16 protein-coding genes are annotated in these 15,789 nt (G+C 39.9%); 12 read left to right on the top strand and 4 right to left on the bottom strand.

Annotated elements, in window-relative coordinates; all coding sequences use genetic code 11:
- Positions 1–35 precede the first annotated feature (35 nt).
- Positions 36–227 carry a hypothetical protein gene (locus ACFJIZ_RS16605; RefSeq protein ID WP_379086471.1) on the top strand — a complete coding sequence of 64 codons (192 nt, stop codon included), beginning with the start codon at positions 36–38 and terminating at the stop codon, positions 225–227.
- A 100-nt stretch (positions 228–327) separates the two neighbouring features.
- Positions 328–1,422 (top strand): serine hydrolase domain-containing protein, encoded by a 1,095-nt coding sequence (locus tag ACFJIZ_RS16600; protein WP_379086468.1) that lies wholly within the window; start codon positions 328–330, stop codon positions 1,420–1,422.
- Between the two features lie 34 nt (positions 1,423–1,456).
- Here ACFJIZ_RS16600 and ACFJIZ_RS16595 read toward each other — a convergent pair whose 3' ends face one another.
- The 3 genes from ACFJIZ_RS16595 to ACFJIZ_RS16585 are packed head-to-tail and all read right to left on the bottom strand — an operon-like array spanning position 1,457 to position 3,607.
- On the bottom strand, positions 1,457–1,882 hold the full coding sequence (locus ACFJIZ_RS16595) for a hotdog fold thioesterase (RefSeq protein WP_379086465.1): 426 nt from the start codon (positions 1,880–1,882) through the stop codon (positions 1,457–1,459).
- Positions 1,879–2,382, bottom strand: coding sequence for a DinB family protein (locus ACFJIZ_RS16590; protein WP_379086462.1), 504 nt, complete (start codon positions 2,380–2,382; stop codon positions 1,879–1,881). The genes ACFJIZ_RS16595 and ACFJIZ_RS16590 overlap by 4 nt, the downstream gene beginning before the upstream one ends.
- Positions 2,339–3,607 (bottom strand): sensor histidine kinase, encoded by a 1,269-nt coding sequence (locus ACFJIZ_RS16585; protein ID WP_379086459.1) that lies wholly within the window; start codon positions 3,605–3,607, stop codon positions 2,339–2,341. The genes ACFJIZ_RS16590 and ACFJIZ_RS16585 overlap by 44 nt, the downstream gene beginning before the upstream one ends.
- A gap of 86 nt (positions 3,608–3,693) precedes the next feature.
- Between ACFJIZ_RS16585 and gltX the strand changes: the two genes are divergently transcribed.
- The 10 genes from gltX to ACFJIZ_RS16535 all read left to right on the top strand — a co-directional run bounded on the left by gltX (position 3,694) and on the right by ACFJIZ_RS16535 (position 13,123).
- A complete protein-coding gene (gene gltX / locus ACFJIZ_RS16580) occupies positions 3,694–5,202 on the top strand; it encodes a glutamate--tRNA ligase (protein WP_379086456.1) in 1,509 nt (502 codons plus the stop codon).
- Positions 5,203–5,264: 62 nt separating this feature from the next.
- On the top strand, positions 5,265–5,396 hold the full coding sequence (locus ACFJIZ_RS16575; protein ID WP_379086453.1) for a hypothetical protein: 132 nt from the start codon (positions 5,265–5,267) through the stop codon (positions 5,394–5,396).
- The gene (locus ACFJIZ_RS16570) at positions 5,378–6,106 is read left to right on the top strand and encodes a neutral zinc metallopeptidase (RefSeq protein WP_379086451.1); all 729 of its coding nucleotides are present in this window, start codon (positions 5,378–5,380) and stop codon (positions 6,104–6,106) included. The genes ACFJIZ_RS16575 and ACFJIZ_RS16570 overlap by 19 nt, the downstream gene beginning before the upstream one ends.
- A 69-nt stretch (positions 6,107–6,175) precedes the next feature.
- A complete protein-coding gene (locus ACFJIZ_RS16565) occupies positions 6,176–7,036 on the top strand; it encodes a response regulator (RefSeq protein WP_379086449.1) in 861 nt (286 codons plus the stop codon).
- Positions 6,997–7,359 carry a sensor histidine kinase gene (locus ACFJIZ_RS16560; protein WP_379086446.1) on the top strand — a complete coding sequence of 121 codons (363 nt, stop codon included), beginning with the start codon at positions 6,997–6,999 and terminating at the stop codon, positions 7,357–7,359. The genes ACFJIZ_RS16565 and ACFJIZ_RS16560 overlap by 40 nt, the downstream gene beginning before the upstream one ends.
- A 21-nt stretch (positions 7,360–7,380) precedes the next feature.
- Entirely contained in the window at positions 7,381–10,968 is a 3,588-nt protein-coding gene (locus ACFJIZ_RS16555; protein WP_379086443.1) for a response regulator, read from the top strand.
- Positions 10,969–10,987: 19 nt separating this feature from the next.
- Entirely contained in the window at positions 10,988–11,362 is a 375-nt protein-coding gene (locus tag ACFJIZ_RS16550) for a two-component system response regulator (protein ID WP_379086440.1), read from the top strand.
- Positions 11,362–12,186 carry a CheR family methyltransferase gene (locus ACFJIZ_RS16545; RefSeq protein ID WP_379086438.1) on the top strand — a complete coding sequence of 275 codons (825 nt, stop codon included), beginning with the start codon at positions 11,362–11,364 and terminating at the stop codon, positions 12,184–12,186. Before ACFJIZ_RS16550 ends, ACFJIZ_RS16545 begins: the two co-directional genes overlap by 1 nt.
- The gene (locus ACFJIZ_RS16540) at positions 12,186–12,749 is read left to right on the top strand and encodes a chemotaxis protein CheB (protein ID WP_379086435.1); all 564 of its coding nucleotides are present in this window, start codon (positions 12,186–12,188) and stop codon (positions 12,747–12,749) included. The genes ACFJIZ_RS16545 and ACFJIZ_RS16540 overlap by 1 nt, the downstream gene beginning before the upstream one ends.
- Before the next feature lie 11 nt (positions 12,750–12,760).
- Positions 12,761–13,123 (top strand): response regulator, encoded by a 363-nt coding sequence (locus ACFJIZ_RS16535; RefSeq protein WP_379086433.1) that lies wholly within the window; start codon positions 12,761–12,763, stop codon positions 13,121–13,123.
- A gap of 100 nt (positions 13,124–13,223) precedes the next feature.
- Here ACFJIZ_RS16535 and ACFJIZ_RS16530 read toward each other — a convergent pair whose 3' ends face one another.
- Positions 13,224–15,665 (bottom strand): TonB-dependent receptor domain-containing protein, encoded by a 2,442-nt coding sequence (locus ACFJIZ_RS16530; RefSeq protein WP_379086430.1) that lies wholly within the window; start codon positions 15,663–15,665, stop codon positions 13,224–13,226.
- Positions 15,666–15,789: the final 124 nt, after the last annotated feature.

Below are 15,789 nucleotides of genomic sequence, written 5' to 3'. Positions count from 1 at the left end.
CGCCACAACCCTTTTTAAGCCTAAAATTTGGTTTATTGTTGGTTGGTCTCGGTATAGGCCTATTGGTTGCCTTATTTACTGTTAGAGGAGTTTTCGGCAGTAACATGACCCATTCGGAAGAAGGGCAGGCCGTTGCGGTTTACTTTGGCTGCATCAGTATCTGCGGGGGCTTAGGCTTGGTTCTTTCTTACATCATCGAGAAAAGATGGCTGGATAAACAAGGCTAGACAGAAAAATTATTAGTGGAAAAGTCCGTAAGTCGAATTGGTTTACGGACTTTTTTGTAATAGACAACATGAATTAAAAACAATCAGATCTTTATCCATCATGACGATTAAACACCTTAAGTCGATTTGTATCTTATTTACCCTTTTTGCCCTTGTGTGGAGCCCGTTGAGCTCGGTAAATGCACAGAACTTGGAAACTAGAATAGACAGTTTGCTTTTAACTGTTTTTAAAGATAAAAACGGCCCAGGAGCTGTGTTTATGGTAGCTAAAGATGGGAAGCCAATCTATCGGAAAGCTTTTGGTAAAGCAAACATTGAGCTTGATGTGGATTTGACACCCGACAATGTATTTCAATTGGAATCTATGACCAAGCAGTTTACAGCTATTGCCATATTGCAACTGGCTGAGCAAGGCAAATTGGAACTAAAAGCTCCTATTGTTAGCTATATCCCAGACTATCCCGCTGGTGATAAGATCACGATACACCATTTGTTAACGCATACTTCTGGGATTAAAGATTTTACCAAGATGAAATCGCTGAGCAAAATTGCACAGCAAGACTTATCGCCTAAAGAGCTGGTAGACTTTTTTAAAAATGAGCAGGTTGATTTTGCGCCTGGTGAAAAATTCGAGTATAACAATTCTGGTTATGCCGTTTTAGGTTATATCATCGAATTGGTTTCGGGTGAAACCTATGAACATTACATCAATAAAAACATTTTCGATAGGGCAGGAATGAAACACTCTAGCTATGCCAATGATATTGCTGTTATGCCAAAAAGAGCATATGGCTATCGTAAGAATGATGAGGGGTATGTAAATAAAAACAAGATCAGCTTTAGCATTCCTTTTTCATCTGGCTCGTTAATGTCTACCGTAGATGATATGCTCCAATGGCAAGAGGCCCTAAACAAAAATACATTGGTTAGTGCCAATACAATAAATAAGGCATTTGCAACCTATCAATTAAACAATGGTGAAGCACTTGCCTATGGATATGGTTGGCATCTTAAAGCGCTCAATGGAATCCCGGTGAGAGAGCATGGAGGCAGTATTTTTGGTTTTAAAACCATGGGTGTATATATTCCCAGTGCCGATATTTATGTGATCGGCTTAAGTAACTGTGATTGCAATTCGCCAACGCAGGTTACAAGAGATGTTGCCGCATTGGTCTTGAAAGCTTTTGCAAAATAACCTTGGTTCGTGCCGGCACGAACCAAGGTTGGCTTTAAATAGGCTTAGGTAAAATAGCTACAGTTAAGCGGCTGATACAATTCATCTTGCCCTTATCGTTATACATTTTAATCTCCCATACCTGGGTTTTTCCACCAATGTGTAAAGGTTTGCAAATCCCTTTAACCAAACCACTGCTTACCGGACGTAGATGGTTGGCATTTACCTCTAAGCCTACAGCAATATGTTTAGCAGGGTCTATGCACATGTAAGCGGCAATGCTGCCTAAGGTTTCGGCCAGTACAACCGATGCTCCGCCATGCAGGATGCCTGCAGGTTGATGTGTCCGTTCATCAACAGGCATGGTGGCACAGATGTAGTCCTCTCCCACTTCGGTAATTTCGATGCCCAACAATGCACCAATATGGTTTTTTGGTCTATCGTTTAACATTGCTGGAGTAAATTCTTTGAACCAGATCATAAATAACGCTCTTTAATTATATTGGTATGGTGGATCACATGTCCTGCTAGGATAAAGACCAAAGCCCTTACACTGATGTTTTTTCCATTGGCATTTCCAATCCTGTCCAACTCCTCCTCATTTAAGGAATTGATCAGGTAAAGATTTGATTTCCTCAGAATGGCAAACTCTTCGGAGAGGCTAAATAAAGTACGGTCTTTAAAATGGGCATTGGCTACATAGTCGTCTTCTTCAAAGCCCGGTAATGCTGCCTGTTCGCCTCTTACAAAACACAATAACCTGTACACCATAATGCGCTCGGTGTCTATAATATGACCAACCATTTCTTTGATGGTCCATTTGCCCGGTGCATAAGCATAATCGCCCTTTTCAATTAGGTTATTGATGAAATTGGGAAAGTCTGTAGCCTGATTTGTTAAGATCTGGCTGATATTGCCGTCTATGAGACTAATGTATCTATGATACCATTCTGGGTATTCCTGTGTCTGTGGTCGGTTCATATGTAATGCTACTTTTTAATACTATCCTAAAGGTTGTGCCCTTGCCCAACTCAGAGTCTTTTACAAAGATCTGTCCGCTATGGTAGTTTTCAACCATCCTTTTGGTTAAGGACAAACCTAGGCCCCAACCCCGTTTTCTCGTGGTATAACCCGGCTGGAAAACCGTATCGAATTTAGAACGGGGAATACCTTTCCCTGTATCGCTTACATCGATAAAAACTTCCTCTTTGGCTAAGTTTTCAATAATATTGACGGTAATTGTACCTTCATTTTCGATGGCATTGGCGGCATTTTTCAAAAGATTTTCAATCACCCAATCAAACAAGGGAATACTTAGCATTGCTCTTACCTGATTGTCGCCAGTAATGATAAAATTGATCTTGTCTGAAGTACGGATCTTAAAATAATTGATAAAATTTTGGACTACAACAAATACAACATGGTCTTCTAATATCGGTTTCGAACCAATTTTAGAGAAACGATCTGTGATCATCTCCAAGCGATGGATGTCGTTTTCCATTTCTGCAACCAGTGGGTCGTCTTCTGCATCGAACCTCGATTTGATGAGTTCTACCCAAGCCATGAGCGACGAAATTGGCGTGCCCAGCTGGTGGGCCGTTTCTTTGGCCATCCCCACCCAAACCTGATCTTGCTCGGCCCTGCGGGCAGAACTAAAGGCCACATAGGCGGCCAAGATAAATAAAGCCACGACGCCTAACTGGATATAAGGAAAAAACCGCAATTGGGTTAAAATAAATGAGTCTTTGTAATAGGCTTTTAATTCTTCATAACCTTTGCCGTCAATATACAAGCCCTGCATTTTTATAGGCAGGTGTTGTTTTTTCATTATTTTAAGCTGTCGCACAAAATATAACGAATCAAATTCAAGGGTTTGGTTCTTGCCGCCAACATTGTAGAGTGTTTTTGTCGTGTCCAACCCTGTCCAGCTGTAGATCGAGTCGGGGTTTTTGGCCGTTTTTGCGGTAATGATCACATCCATTTTCAGATTTTTCCTGATCGTCTCAAAAATATCTGTAAACTGATCAATATCGTACATGTTCATTTGCCGTTCCAGTACTTTAACCCTCAGCTGGAATTGCGTTGCCTCTTCCCGTTCCATCTTCTTGATAAAAGAATTGGTATAAAATACCGAAGCCGCACCAATAACGATAGCAAACACTAACAAAAAGAATTTCCAACGGCGCTTTTTTTGGTATGGATTCATAACAGGTGAGGGCAAATTACAAAATAGCAATCAAAAATATATCAACAGAAACGTAAACGAGGTAAAAAATATATCTTTGCGGTGTAATGGAAAAGAATATCAGAGTAAGATTTGCACCAAGCCCAACTGGAGGTTTGCATTTAGGTGGCGTTCGTACCGCTTTGTTTAACTATTTGTTTGCTAAACAACACAATGGAACATTTGTTTTACGTGTAGAAGATACAGACCAAACCCGTTTTGTAGAAGGTGCCGAAGAATATATCGTTGATTGTTTGAACTGGTGTGGCATTACACCTGATGAAAGTCCGCAAAAACCAGGTGCTTTTGGTCCTTACCGCCAAAGTGAGCGCAAAGCGAGCTATAAGCAATATGCAGAGCAATTGATTGCTGATGGCTATGCATATTATGCTTTTGATACAACAGAAGAGCTCAATGCTAAAAGAGCAACGGCTCCTAACTTTTTATATGGGCAGACCACACGTATGGAAATGCGCAATTCGTTGACTTTAAGTGAGAACGAGGTGGCGGAATTACTGGCTGCGCAGACGCCTTATGTGGTGCGGATTAAAATCCCTCAGAATGAAACGGTTTCTTTTGTGGATATGATCAGAGGATTGGTAAGTTTCGACACCAATTTAGTGGATGATAAAGTATTGTTAAAGGCTGATGGTATGCCAACCTATCATTTGGCCGTAGTGGCCGATGATAAGGCCATGGAAATTAGCCATGCCTTTAGGGGCGAAGAATGGTTGCCATCGGCACCAATCCATATTTTATTATGGAAATATTTAGGTTGGGAAGATTCAATGCCACAATGGGCACATTTACCTTTGATCTTGAAACCAGATGGGAATGGTAAATTGAGCAAGCGTGATGGCGACCGCTTAGGTTTTCCGGTTTATGCCATGAACTGGACAGATCCTAAAACAGGTGATGTAACCAAAGGTTTTAAAGAATTAGGCTTTATGCCGGAAGCTTTTGTCAATCTTTTGGCCATGTTGGGTTGGAATGATGGTACTGACAAAGAAATATTCTCTTTGGCTGAATTGACGGAGTTGTTTTCGATTGACCGTATCAGCAAAGCTGGTGCAAAATTCGATTTTGAAAAAGCAAAATGGTATAACCACGAATGGATCAAAAAATCGACAGCCGAAAGTTTGCAACCTATAGTGGGCAACTTGTTGGCCGAACAACATATAGCCGTTAAGAACGAAGCCTTTTTATTAAAAGTGATTGATCTGGTTAAAGACCGTTGTAACCTGTTAGGCGATTTTGTTAGCCAAGGAAGTTATTTTTTCACTGCACCAAACGAATATGATTCAGCTGCGGTAAAACCAAAATGGGGTCCAGAAAAAGCGGCATTTTTCCAGGATTTTGCTCAAAATCTAAATACAGATTCTTCAGCACTACAATTGGAAGAACAATTTAAGGCCTTGGCCGAAACCAAAGGATTTAAACCTGGCGAACTGATGTTGCCCCTACGGATCATGTTGGTAGGTGGTAAGTTTGGGCCAGGTGTATTCGATATCGCTGTATTACTGGGTGTTGAAGAAACCCAAAACAGAATAGAAAAAGGTATTGCTGCATTTAACTAAAAATATTTTTTAAATTGGTATAAGAATTGTCTTTCCATCTTTAAAATATAAAGCTCAAAATTATGCAGTGGTTCGGAAAAGGAAGTAATAATGTAGAAGATGGTAGAGGCGGCGGAGGCGGTGGTCGTGTTGCCTTTGGTGGCGGTATTGGATCATTATTGTTATTGTTGGCCTGTTGTTTGGCAAAGACCTAACGGGTCTGGTAAGCCAGATGCCTGCTGTTGAGCAGGGACCAGTTAAAAATGGAGTGCCTGCAAATGATCCACAAGCACAATTTGTATCTGGAGTTTTAGAATCTACAGAACAGGTTTGGGATGCTCAATTTAGGGAAATGGGTTTGCAATATGAACAACCAAAATTAAGGCTGTTTACTGGCGAGGTGCAATCTGCATGTGGTGGGGCCAGTGCCGCAGTTGGACCGTTTTATTGCCCCGGAGACCACAAAGTTTACATCGACCTTTCTTTTTATAACGAACTTAAAGACCGTTTCGGCGCTGCAGGCGATTTTGCACAAGCTTATGTCATTGCCCACGAAGTAGGTCACCATGTACAAAACCTATTAGGTACCTCGGCAAAAATGCAAGAGGCCAGGGAGCGCTTAAGTGAAGTAGAATACAACCGCTTGTCTGTAATGCTCGAACTACAGGCCGATTTTTATGCAGGCTTATGGGCCAACCGTGCGCAGAACCTCAAAGATTTCAGGCTCGATGCCGGAGATATAGACGAGGCCCTCAATGCTGCCAATGCCATTGGTGATGATAAGCTACAAAAACAGGCGCAAGGCGAAGTTGTACCAGATGCATTTACCCATGGCACCTCGGCACAAAGAATGTATTGGTTTAAAAAGGGTTTTGAAACCGGCGACATCAAACAGGGCGATACCTTTAATGCCAAGAAGTTGTAAGAACACCTATTTTTTTACTTTTTTTAAAACAATTCCCAACTATATTTGTTTTCATTTCTTATAGCGGTTTTGCTACCTAAAATTGCCTATAAACTAAATGATAAATGTAGCCAAGCTTTAACTATTTTTGGGAATGATCTTATTGTAGATGATACGCCAGAGAACCTGATTTCTTTAAAAAAGGTACTCGAAAAACACAATTTTGAGGTAGACACAGCATCTTCTGGTGAAGAAGCTTTAAAAAAGGTATTAAAAAATTCTTATGTACTCATCATACTAGATGTACAGATGCCTGGCATGGATGGTTTTGAGGTAGCAGAAGCTATTTCGGGATACAGCAAAGCCAAAGAAACGGCCATTATCTTCTTATCGGCTGCAAATACGGAGTTTATGTTTATTGCAAAAGGTTATTCGTCTGGAGGCTTGGATTATATCACCAAACCGGTTGATATGAATATCCTCTTGTTGAAGGTCAAAACATTCTATCGCATTTACGAGCAGAACAGAAAGCTCAATGAAATGCAAAAGACACTGCTCGAAGAAATTGAATTTCGGAAAGAAGCAGAACGCAAAAAGGATGAATTTATCAGTATTGCCAGTCACGAATTAAAAACGCCATTGACCAGTGTAAAAGGTTATGTGCAGTTGTTAGAAAGAAGCATCAGTAAAGGAGATGCCGAGACGGTAAAAAAACACTTGGGCAAAGCACAGGTTCAACTAGAAAAGCTAAATAGCCTTATTGCCGATCTACTGGATATTTCTAAGATAGAAAGTGGTAAACTCAAATTCAACAAACAGAACTTCTCTATAGATTGTCTATTGGATAATGTGATCGAGGTGATGCACCAATCCAATCCAGAATTTAAGATCCATAAAAACGGCAAAGCAGATTGCGAGACTATGGCGATGAGATGCGTATTGAACAGGTAGTAGTTAACTTTCTGACCAATGCCATCAAATATTCTCCCGGCACCAACGAAATCCTACTTGGTATAAAAGTAGAAAACGACCAACTTCACCTTACGGTTAAAGATTATGGAATTGGCATGTTGCCAGAACAATTGAATCATGTTTTCGATAAGTTTTATCGTGTAGAAGAAACCTCACAACGTTTCCAAGGTTTAGGAATTGGGCTCTATATTTCTGCCGAGATCATCAGGAGGCATGGTGGAGAAATTGGCGTAAACAGTACTTATGGAGAAGGCTCAGAATTTTATTTTACAATGCCTATAGGTTTAAAAACTGAAGTTTAATGATATAAAAATTACTCCTTAATGAAATTATCCCTAAAAAGTAACCTACGCCTGGGCTTAGGTTTATCATTGATCATCCTGATCATCAGTTCGCTCGCTTCCTACATGAGTATTAGGAATTTGATAGATAGTGCGGATCTGGTTGCACACAGCAATAGTGTAATGGGCAACCTGGATAACACCATTTCTACCCTAAAAGATGCAGAAACAGGACAAAGAGGCTATCTTTTAACAGGTAATAAGGTCTTTCTAGAGCCTTATATAGGCACAAAAGAAAAGGTAAATTCTTTATATGCGGCATTAAAAGACCAAACCAAAGACAATGCCTATCAACAACGTAAACTAGAAGAACTGAAAGAGATATTGGACAATAGATTGACCATTATCGAAAACACCATTGATGTGAAAATGAAAAATGGTACGGTCTCTGAATCCGTTATGTTGGATGGTAAGGTCTATATGGATAAAATAAGACTGACCATCAAAGATATGCAGAATGAAGAAAAGCGGCTGTTAACTGTTCGTACTACTGAACTGAACGCCCTTTCTAGCTATACGCCAGCATTGATTATTCTGGCCGCGGTGCTGTCTTTATTGATCACCATCTTCTTCTATAGAAAAGTTGCATTTGATTTTGATGAAAGAGTTAAACTGCAGCAAAAGTTGGAAGACATCAATGCCGATACCGCACGTAGAATTGAGGTGATCCAAGGTATTGCCCGTCAGATTTCTAGTGGCGATTACCAGATCAGGTTAGATGAAGTACAAAAAGATGGATTGGGCAGCTTAGCGGGCTCTTTAAATGCCATGGCAGAATCATTACAGTACTCCTTTAATTTACTGGAAGACAAAGAATGGCTCCAATCTGGTATTGCCAAGCTTAACGACCAAATGGTTGGAGAGAAAGACATCAAAACATTGGCCAACGATATGTTGGTACATATTGTAGCGCATACCAAGAGTCATGTGGCGGCATTATATATTTTAGAAGAAGATAAACACCTATACCTCACTGGCGGATATGCATTGGCAGCAAATGAGATAAGCCATAGGATAGCTTTGGGCGAAGGTTTGATCGGACAATGTCTACAATCTGATAAGTTGATCTTATTGGACGAAATTCCAGAAGGAGAAATCACCATTAGCTATGCTACCGGGCAAACCAAGCCAAAAAATGTAGTGGCATTCCCGCTACATAGAGATGGATTTATCGTTGGAGTGATAGAATTGGCTTCGTTGAATAACTATACCCCAAGAAAATTGGATTTCTTGAATAGCATTTCAAACAACATCGGTATTGCCATCCATGTAGCACAAAACCGTAAAAAACTACAGGAGTTTTTAGAAGAAACGCAAGCCCAGGCCGAAGAACTACAGGCACAGCATAGCGAACTGGAAGGATTAAACGCCGAACTGGAAGCACAGACACAAAAGATACAGGCCTCTGAAGAAGAACTTCGTGTACAACAAGAAGAACTGCTACAGAGCAACCAAGAGCTTGAAGAAAGAACCAGTTTATTGGAAGAGAAGAACCTATTGATCCAAGAGCGCAATATCGACATTCAACAAAAAGCAGAACAACTGGAACAAAGTACCCGTTATAAATCGGAGTTTTTGGCCAACATGTCGCACGAGTTGAGAACCCCATTAAACTCCATCCTGTTGTTGTCTAAATTAATGGCCGACAACGAAGAATTGGACAAAGAATACACCGAATATGCTTCGGTTATCCAAAGCTCAGGGCAGGGCCTTTTGAGCCTGATCGACGAAATCTTAGGTCTTTCTAAGATCGAGGCAGGCAAAATGAGCTTGGAAGTTGCCGATATAACCGTTGAAGAGGTAATTACGGATATGCAATCGTTGTTTAACCCCATTGCCAAAGACAAAGGCCTGGAACTAAAGGTTGTATCTACCAAAGATGTGCCTGCCAGCATGAGTACTGATAAGATGAGGTTGGAGCAGGTCCTGAAAAACCTTTTGTCAAATGCTTTCAAATTTACAACGGAAGGCCAGGTGAGTTTGTTGCTATCGGCAGATCAAAAGCACAAGACGCTCACCTTTAAAGTTAAGGATACCGGTATTGGTATTGCCAAAGACAAGATGCACATGGTATTCGAGGCCTTCCAACAAGCAGATGGCTCTACCAGACGCAAATTTGGAGGCACAGGTTTAGGTCTGTCGATCAGTAGAGAACTGGCCAAACTATTGGGTGGTAACATCAGCTTAGAAAGTGAAGAGCATGTGGGTAGTGAGTTTGCATTGACTATTCCGATTAATTTTGCAGACAATGAAGCCTTTTTAGAAGAGCAACAAACCCATAAAGAAACAACCAGTCATTTTGTAGAGCTATTTCCACCAGCTGAAGAACGTTTTACCGTTGAGCATATTCCAGGTGATGTAGAAGATGATAGGGCTTCGATAAAATCAGGAGACAAAGTGATCTTGATTGTTGAAGATGATACCGTTTTTGCAAAAATGCTGTTAGAATTTACACGTAAGCGTAATTACAAAGGTATTGTTGCAGTTAGAGGCGATGTAGGCATAGAATTGGCAAACCGTTACAATCCATTGGCTATTTTATTAGATATCCAATTGCCTGTTAAAGATGGATGGCAGGTGATGGAAGAACTTAAATCCAATCCAAATACCAGGCCTATACCCGTACATATCATGTCGTCACTTTCGGTGAAACGCGAAAGCCTTTTAAAGGGCGCAGTAGATTTTATCGACAAGCCGGTTGCTTTAGAGCACATGAAACAGATTTTCGAGAAACTCGAAGATGCTTTGAGCAAACACCCTAAGAAAGTACTGATTGTAGAGGAGAACCAACAACATGCCAAGGCATTGAGTTATTTCTTAAGCAATTCAAATATCCATACCATAGTGGTAGGCAATGTAGAAGAAAGCATTGAGGCGCTCAAGAAAAAAGAAATCGACTGTGTGATCTTAGATATGGGCGTGCCGGATAAGGTAGCTTACGATACCTTGGAAACCATCAAAAAAAGTGATGGATTGGAAAACCTGCCGATCATCATTTTTACAGGCAAAAGCTTATCGAAAGGCGAAGAAACCCGCATTAAACAATATGCAGATTCTATCGTTTTAAAAACCGCGCATTCTTACCAACGCATCTTGGATGAGGCTGGTTTGTTCCTGCATTTGGTAGAAGAAAAGGGTAAACAACCTAAAGCATTGGTAAGAGACAATCTGGGCGGCTTAAATGAAGTTTTAAAAGACAAAGTGGTGCTCATTGCAGACGATGATGTACGCAATATCTTTTCTTTGACCAAAGCCTTGGAGCAGCATCAGATGAAAGTACTGCCAGCAACAGATGGTAAAGATGCCTTAAAGGTGCTGGGAGAAAACCCAAAAGTTGATGTGGTATTGATGGATATGATGATGCCAGAATTGGATGGTTACGAAACCACAAGAACCATAAGAACCATGCAGGCCTACAAACAATTGCCAATCTTAGCTGTTACTGCAAAAGCAATGATGGGCGATCGCGAAAAATGTATTGCTGCGGGAGCATCAGATTATATCTCCAAACCAGTTGATGTAGATCAATTGGTTTCATTGTTGCGCGTTTGGTTATACGATAAAGTTTAAGAAATTGTTTTAAAGATTTATGGAAGTTAAAACAAAAAAAATATTGATCATAGATGACGATAGCAGAAACATATTTGCTTTAAAAGCAGTATTAAGAGCTAAAAAATACGATTGTTTGGCGGCCAGTAGTGCGCAACAGGGTTTCGATATTCTAGCAAATGACAAAGATGTGGCCGTGGTACTGATGGACATGATGATGCCGGATATGGACGGTTATCAGGCAATGACACAGATGAAAGCACATCCTGAACTGAAAAGGGTACCTGTAATTGCGGTTACTGCTCAAGCCATGGTTGGCGACAAAGAACGTTGTATCGAAGCGGGAGCTGTGGGTTATATCTCTAAACCTGTAAATGTAGATGAGTTGGTAGCACAATTAAACAATTACATCTAGTGCCTCATTCAGGTTCCATAAACGACGAGCAAGTAGAAATCTTGATCAACGATGTACTAGAGCAGTATGGTTATGATTTTACAGGTTATTCAAGGGCATCCTTAAAAAGGAGATTACTTCGGTTGTACGGATTGGACAAGCAAGTAAGTTTTGCCGAGTTTAGGTATAAGATAAACAACGATGGGCTTTATTTTAAGCGTTTTGTAGAGCAGATCACGGTAAACGTAACCGAAATGTTCCGCGATCCTGGGTTTTATAAAACACTTAGAGACAAAGTACTGCCTAGCCTTGGTACCTATCCTTTTATCAGGATTTGGTTGGCTGGCTGTTCTACTGGAGAAGAAGCATATTCGATGGCAATTATCTTAAAAGAGCTTAACTTATTAAATAAATCCTTAATTTATGCTACCGATATCAACCCAACAGTATTAGAAAAAGCAGCACAAGGTATGTTTCCATTAAGCCAGATGAAACAGTATTCAGAAAATTATATCACATCAGGAGGGATAAAAGACTTCTCTTCTTATTATAGTGCAAACTATTCTTTGGCAAAATTTGACAATGAACTAAAGGCAAAAATGATTTTTTCTACACATAATTTAGTTTCAGACCATTCTTTTAATGAGTTTCAGTTAATTTTATGTCGTAATGTGTTGATCTATTTTGATCGCGACCTGCAATTTAAAGTACTGCAGTTGTTTGACAATAGTTTGGATAATCTGGGTTATTTAGCTTTGGGCACCAAAGAAACCACAGATTTTTCTCCAATAAGCAAACGTTACAAAAGATTTGAGACAGAAAAAATCTGGAGGAAAATTGGCTAATGAAAGGATGTAAGGCATTTATTATTGGAGGCTCTGCCGGAAGTTTGGACGTACTTTTAAAAGTACTGCCTGCGGTAAGTATTGACATTGCTTTTCCGATCATTATTGTAGTGCACCGTAAACAGGGAACAGATTCTTTGCTGTCGGACCTGCTTTCTTCAAAAACACGATTACGTGTCAAAGAAATTGAAGAAAAGGAAATGATCTTACCTCAAACGGTGTATATAGTGCCTTCAGACTATCATTTATTGATTGAAAAAGACCATACCTTCTCCTTTGATTATTCGGAAAAGGTAAATTATTCTAGGCCATCAATTGATGTAACCTTTCAATCGGCCGCCGAGGTCTATACCAATAAATTGGCTTGTCTGTTGCTGTCGGGTTCAAATGCCGATGGTGTAAATGGATTGATTACCGTAAAAAGTTATGGAGGAGAGATTGCTGTGCAAGACCCCGCTTCTGCACAGGTAGATTATATGCCAGCACAGGCCATAAGTAGGGCCAATGTAGACCATGTCCTACAGATTGAAGACATGGCAGCTTATATAAACGCATTAAGTTAAACGCTCAATAAATGAACAAGAAAGTATTTATTTTTGATGACAATACAGATATCTTGGAACTGTGTACACTGATTCTAGAAGATGCAGGTTACGAGATCAAAACATCTGCAACTTCAAACGCCATTGTAGACCAGGTATCGGCCTATATGCCAGATATCATTTTTATGGACAATTGGCTGCCAGATGTTGGCGGTATCGAAGCTACGCAGGAACTTAAAAACCATCCGGATCTGAAACATATTCCGGTGGTTTATTTTTCGGCAAATAACGATGTAAGTTTATTGGCAGAAAAGGCTGGAGCCGATAGTTATTTAGCCAAACCTTTTGATATCCAAGAATTAGAAGAGATCGTGAGCAACCATATCGGTAAATAAGAGTTGATCATGACCATCATTTCGGGCGAGAAATCTTCAAATGTGTGTTTGTTGTGATTTCCCGCCCCGCTGTTGCGTATAGAAATGAGGATTTCCTAACCTAGTTCTTCATCCTTCCTTGTTCTGCTTCTGTTCCTGTTGAACGGCGACGTGCAGGTTTGATTTCATTTTTTCCGAAACGATAAGTGAAACTCACTCTCGCAATTCGGGTATCATTTTTCTGATAAACATCATATTTCAATCCAGGATAAGCACTGCTTAAGTTGGTTTCATTGAGGTTGAATATATCACTTACCGCTACTTTTACACTCGCTTTTTTATTCAAAGATTTGCTTAGTCCCATATCTACGTAATAACGCGATTTAAGGCTCAGTGAACCATAATCTAATGGCGATTCATAACTTCCGCTCAGCTCGCCCATAAAACCTGGGGCAATGGTAAAGCTCTGTTGCGATTTAAACTGGAAGGATGTTTTTCCGGTTTTTAAGGCTTTTCCTGCTAAATCAGGCGCTTCAAAACTAAGGTAGAAAACATTCAGGTTGTTATTCATTTCCCACCATTTGGCAATTTTAACTGGTACATTCAGATTGGCGCCATAACTTACGTTTTTTGCAATGTTGGCATTGGTCTGGTACAAGGCTTTTTGCGCCTCGTCAGGCAAGATTACCTCTGCAATTACATCGTTAACGCGACTATAGTTTACAGACAAAAGATATTTCTGCATGAAGGTATAAGAAAGCTCAAAATTGTGTGTGTATTGTGGGTTTAAGAAAGGATTTCCTTTGTTGTAGGTATATTGGTCAAGATAATAGATAAATGGATTTAAGGCATCGTAACTTGGTCTATCTATCCTTCTGCTATACGAGAAGCCAACTTGGTTGTTTTCTGAAAGGGTCTGTTGTACAAACAAGGTTGGAAAGAAATCCCAATAGCTTCTTTTAACCACATTATTGGTCGTAATTAGGTTTCCGGTAGAATTGGTCTGCTCAACCCTTAAACCTAGCTGTACGCTTGTACTTTTAAACTGTTTGTTGATGCTTCCATACGCAGCGTTTACATTTTCATCGTATACAAATTGGTTACTGCGACGACTATCATTTTGCCAATTGCCATTGATCAGTTCTTCTGCCCTTAGGTCGTTATCGGTTTTTACCCAACTGCTTTTTAGGCCCGCTTCTAGTTTTACAGTTTTGCTGAGTGAAACATTATAATCTACCTTAAATGCTTTGATATCTATTTTAGAAGGCGTAGCATTTCTGGTATAGTTGATAGGGCGATTAATGCCACCATTTGCATATCTGTAATCATTAATGTAGTCTGAACCATCGTTACCACTATATTTCGAATAATCCAAGTCTACCGAAAGCTCAGAACCTGCGGTATCCAATATCGATTTATAGTTAAGGTTATAAGCCATGTTATTGTATTTGTTGGTCTGTAGGCTTTTGGCGATCAACATCGAATCTACCTGCTGAAACGACTTACCAATGTTGGTATAATTGTCACTGGTTTCAGTGCCGTGGTTCGAATAACCATTGATCAAGAGGCCTAAGGTGTTGTTTTTGTTCAAGAAAAAGTCTGCCCCAACCTTAAAGTTGTTGTTCTGCATTTTACGGTAGCTTTTTCCGGTCTGCATAAAATAAGTATCTGGAGTTCCATTAGAGATACGGTCTATGTCCAAACGGTTATCTCTTCCCATGTTGCCATAGTTATAATTTCCGAATACATTTAATTTTTCGTTTCTGTGGTTCAAGTTGATACCTGTATTTCCTCTAAAATGTTGACCATAACCTGCTGTAGCATTGATGCTTCCGTTGGTGCCACCATTTTTGCTCTTTTTTGTTCTGATGTTAATGATCCCAGAATTACCAGAAGCATCGTATTTAGAGGAAGGATTAGTGATCAATTCAATCGTTTCAATCTGTGAGCTTTGCATATTTCTTAACAGATTGGCCACGTCGGCACTGCTCATATAGGTCTGTTTCCCATCTAGTAAGATCAATACACCTTGTTTGCCTTGCATTGAAATCTTATCGTTTTGATCTACCGTTACGCCAGGTGCTTTTTGTAAAAGTTCTAAAGCCGTAGAGCCGATAGCAATGCTGCTGTTCTCTACGTTCATTACCAATTTATCCGTTCTACGTTCTATCAGCGGCTTTGTAGCGGTTACACTAATGGCATTTAATGTTTTGCTATTCGCTTTGAGCTTAATGTCTGGCAGGTTATGATTTAAGTTGCTTGTGCTTAAACTAAAAGGATTTGTTCTGTTGGCTACAAAGCCCATCATATTGGTTTTAATGAAATAAGTGCCCGAGTTGATGTTCTGGAACTGGAATTTTCCATTAGGGTCGGTAACTGCAGTTTTTACCAAAACAGAATCTGTGGCTTTAAAAAGGCTAACTGTTGCATAATCTACAGGTTTGTTCTGTTCGTCGATTACAACGCCATTGATGACAATTGTTGTGGGTTTTTCTTGTGCAATAACAGCACCTCCTGTTAGCAGGCAAAGTAAAGTAAGTGATAATAAGTAGAGAGTTCTCATATGTTTGTTTCGTTTGGGTTAAAAAATAAGGCATAAAAATTCCACTACGTCTGCACGCAGATTTTTTTCCATCGCTTTAAAATTCAAGTTTAGTAAAAGGCGGTAGCCCCTTTTTAGTTTGTTT

It is taken from the genome of Pedobacter sp. UC225_65 (assembly GCF_042698365.1).
Taxonomy (GTDB): Bacteria; Bacteroidota; Bacteroidia; order Sphingobacteriales; family Sphingobacteriaceae; genus Pedobacter.
This window is presented reverse-complemented; position numbering and strand designations above follow the sequence as displayed.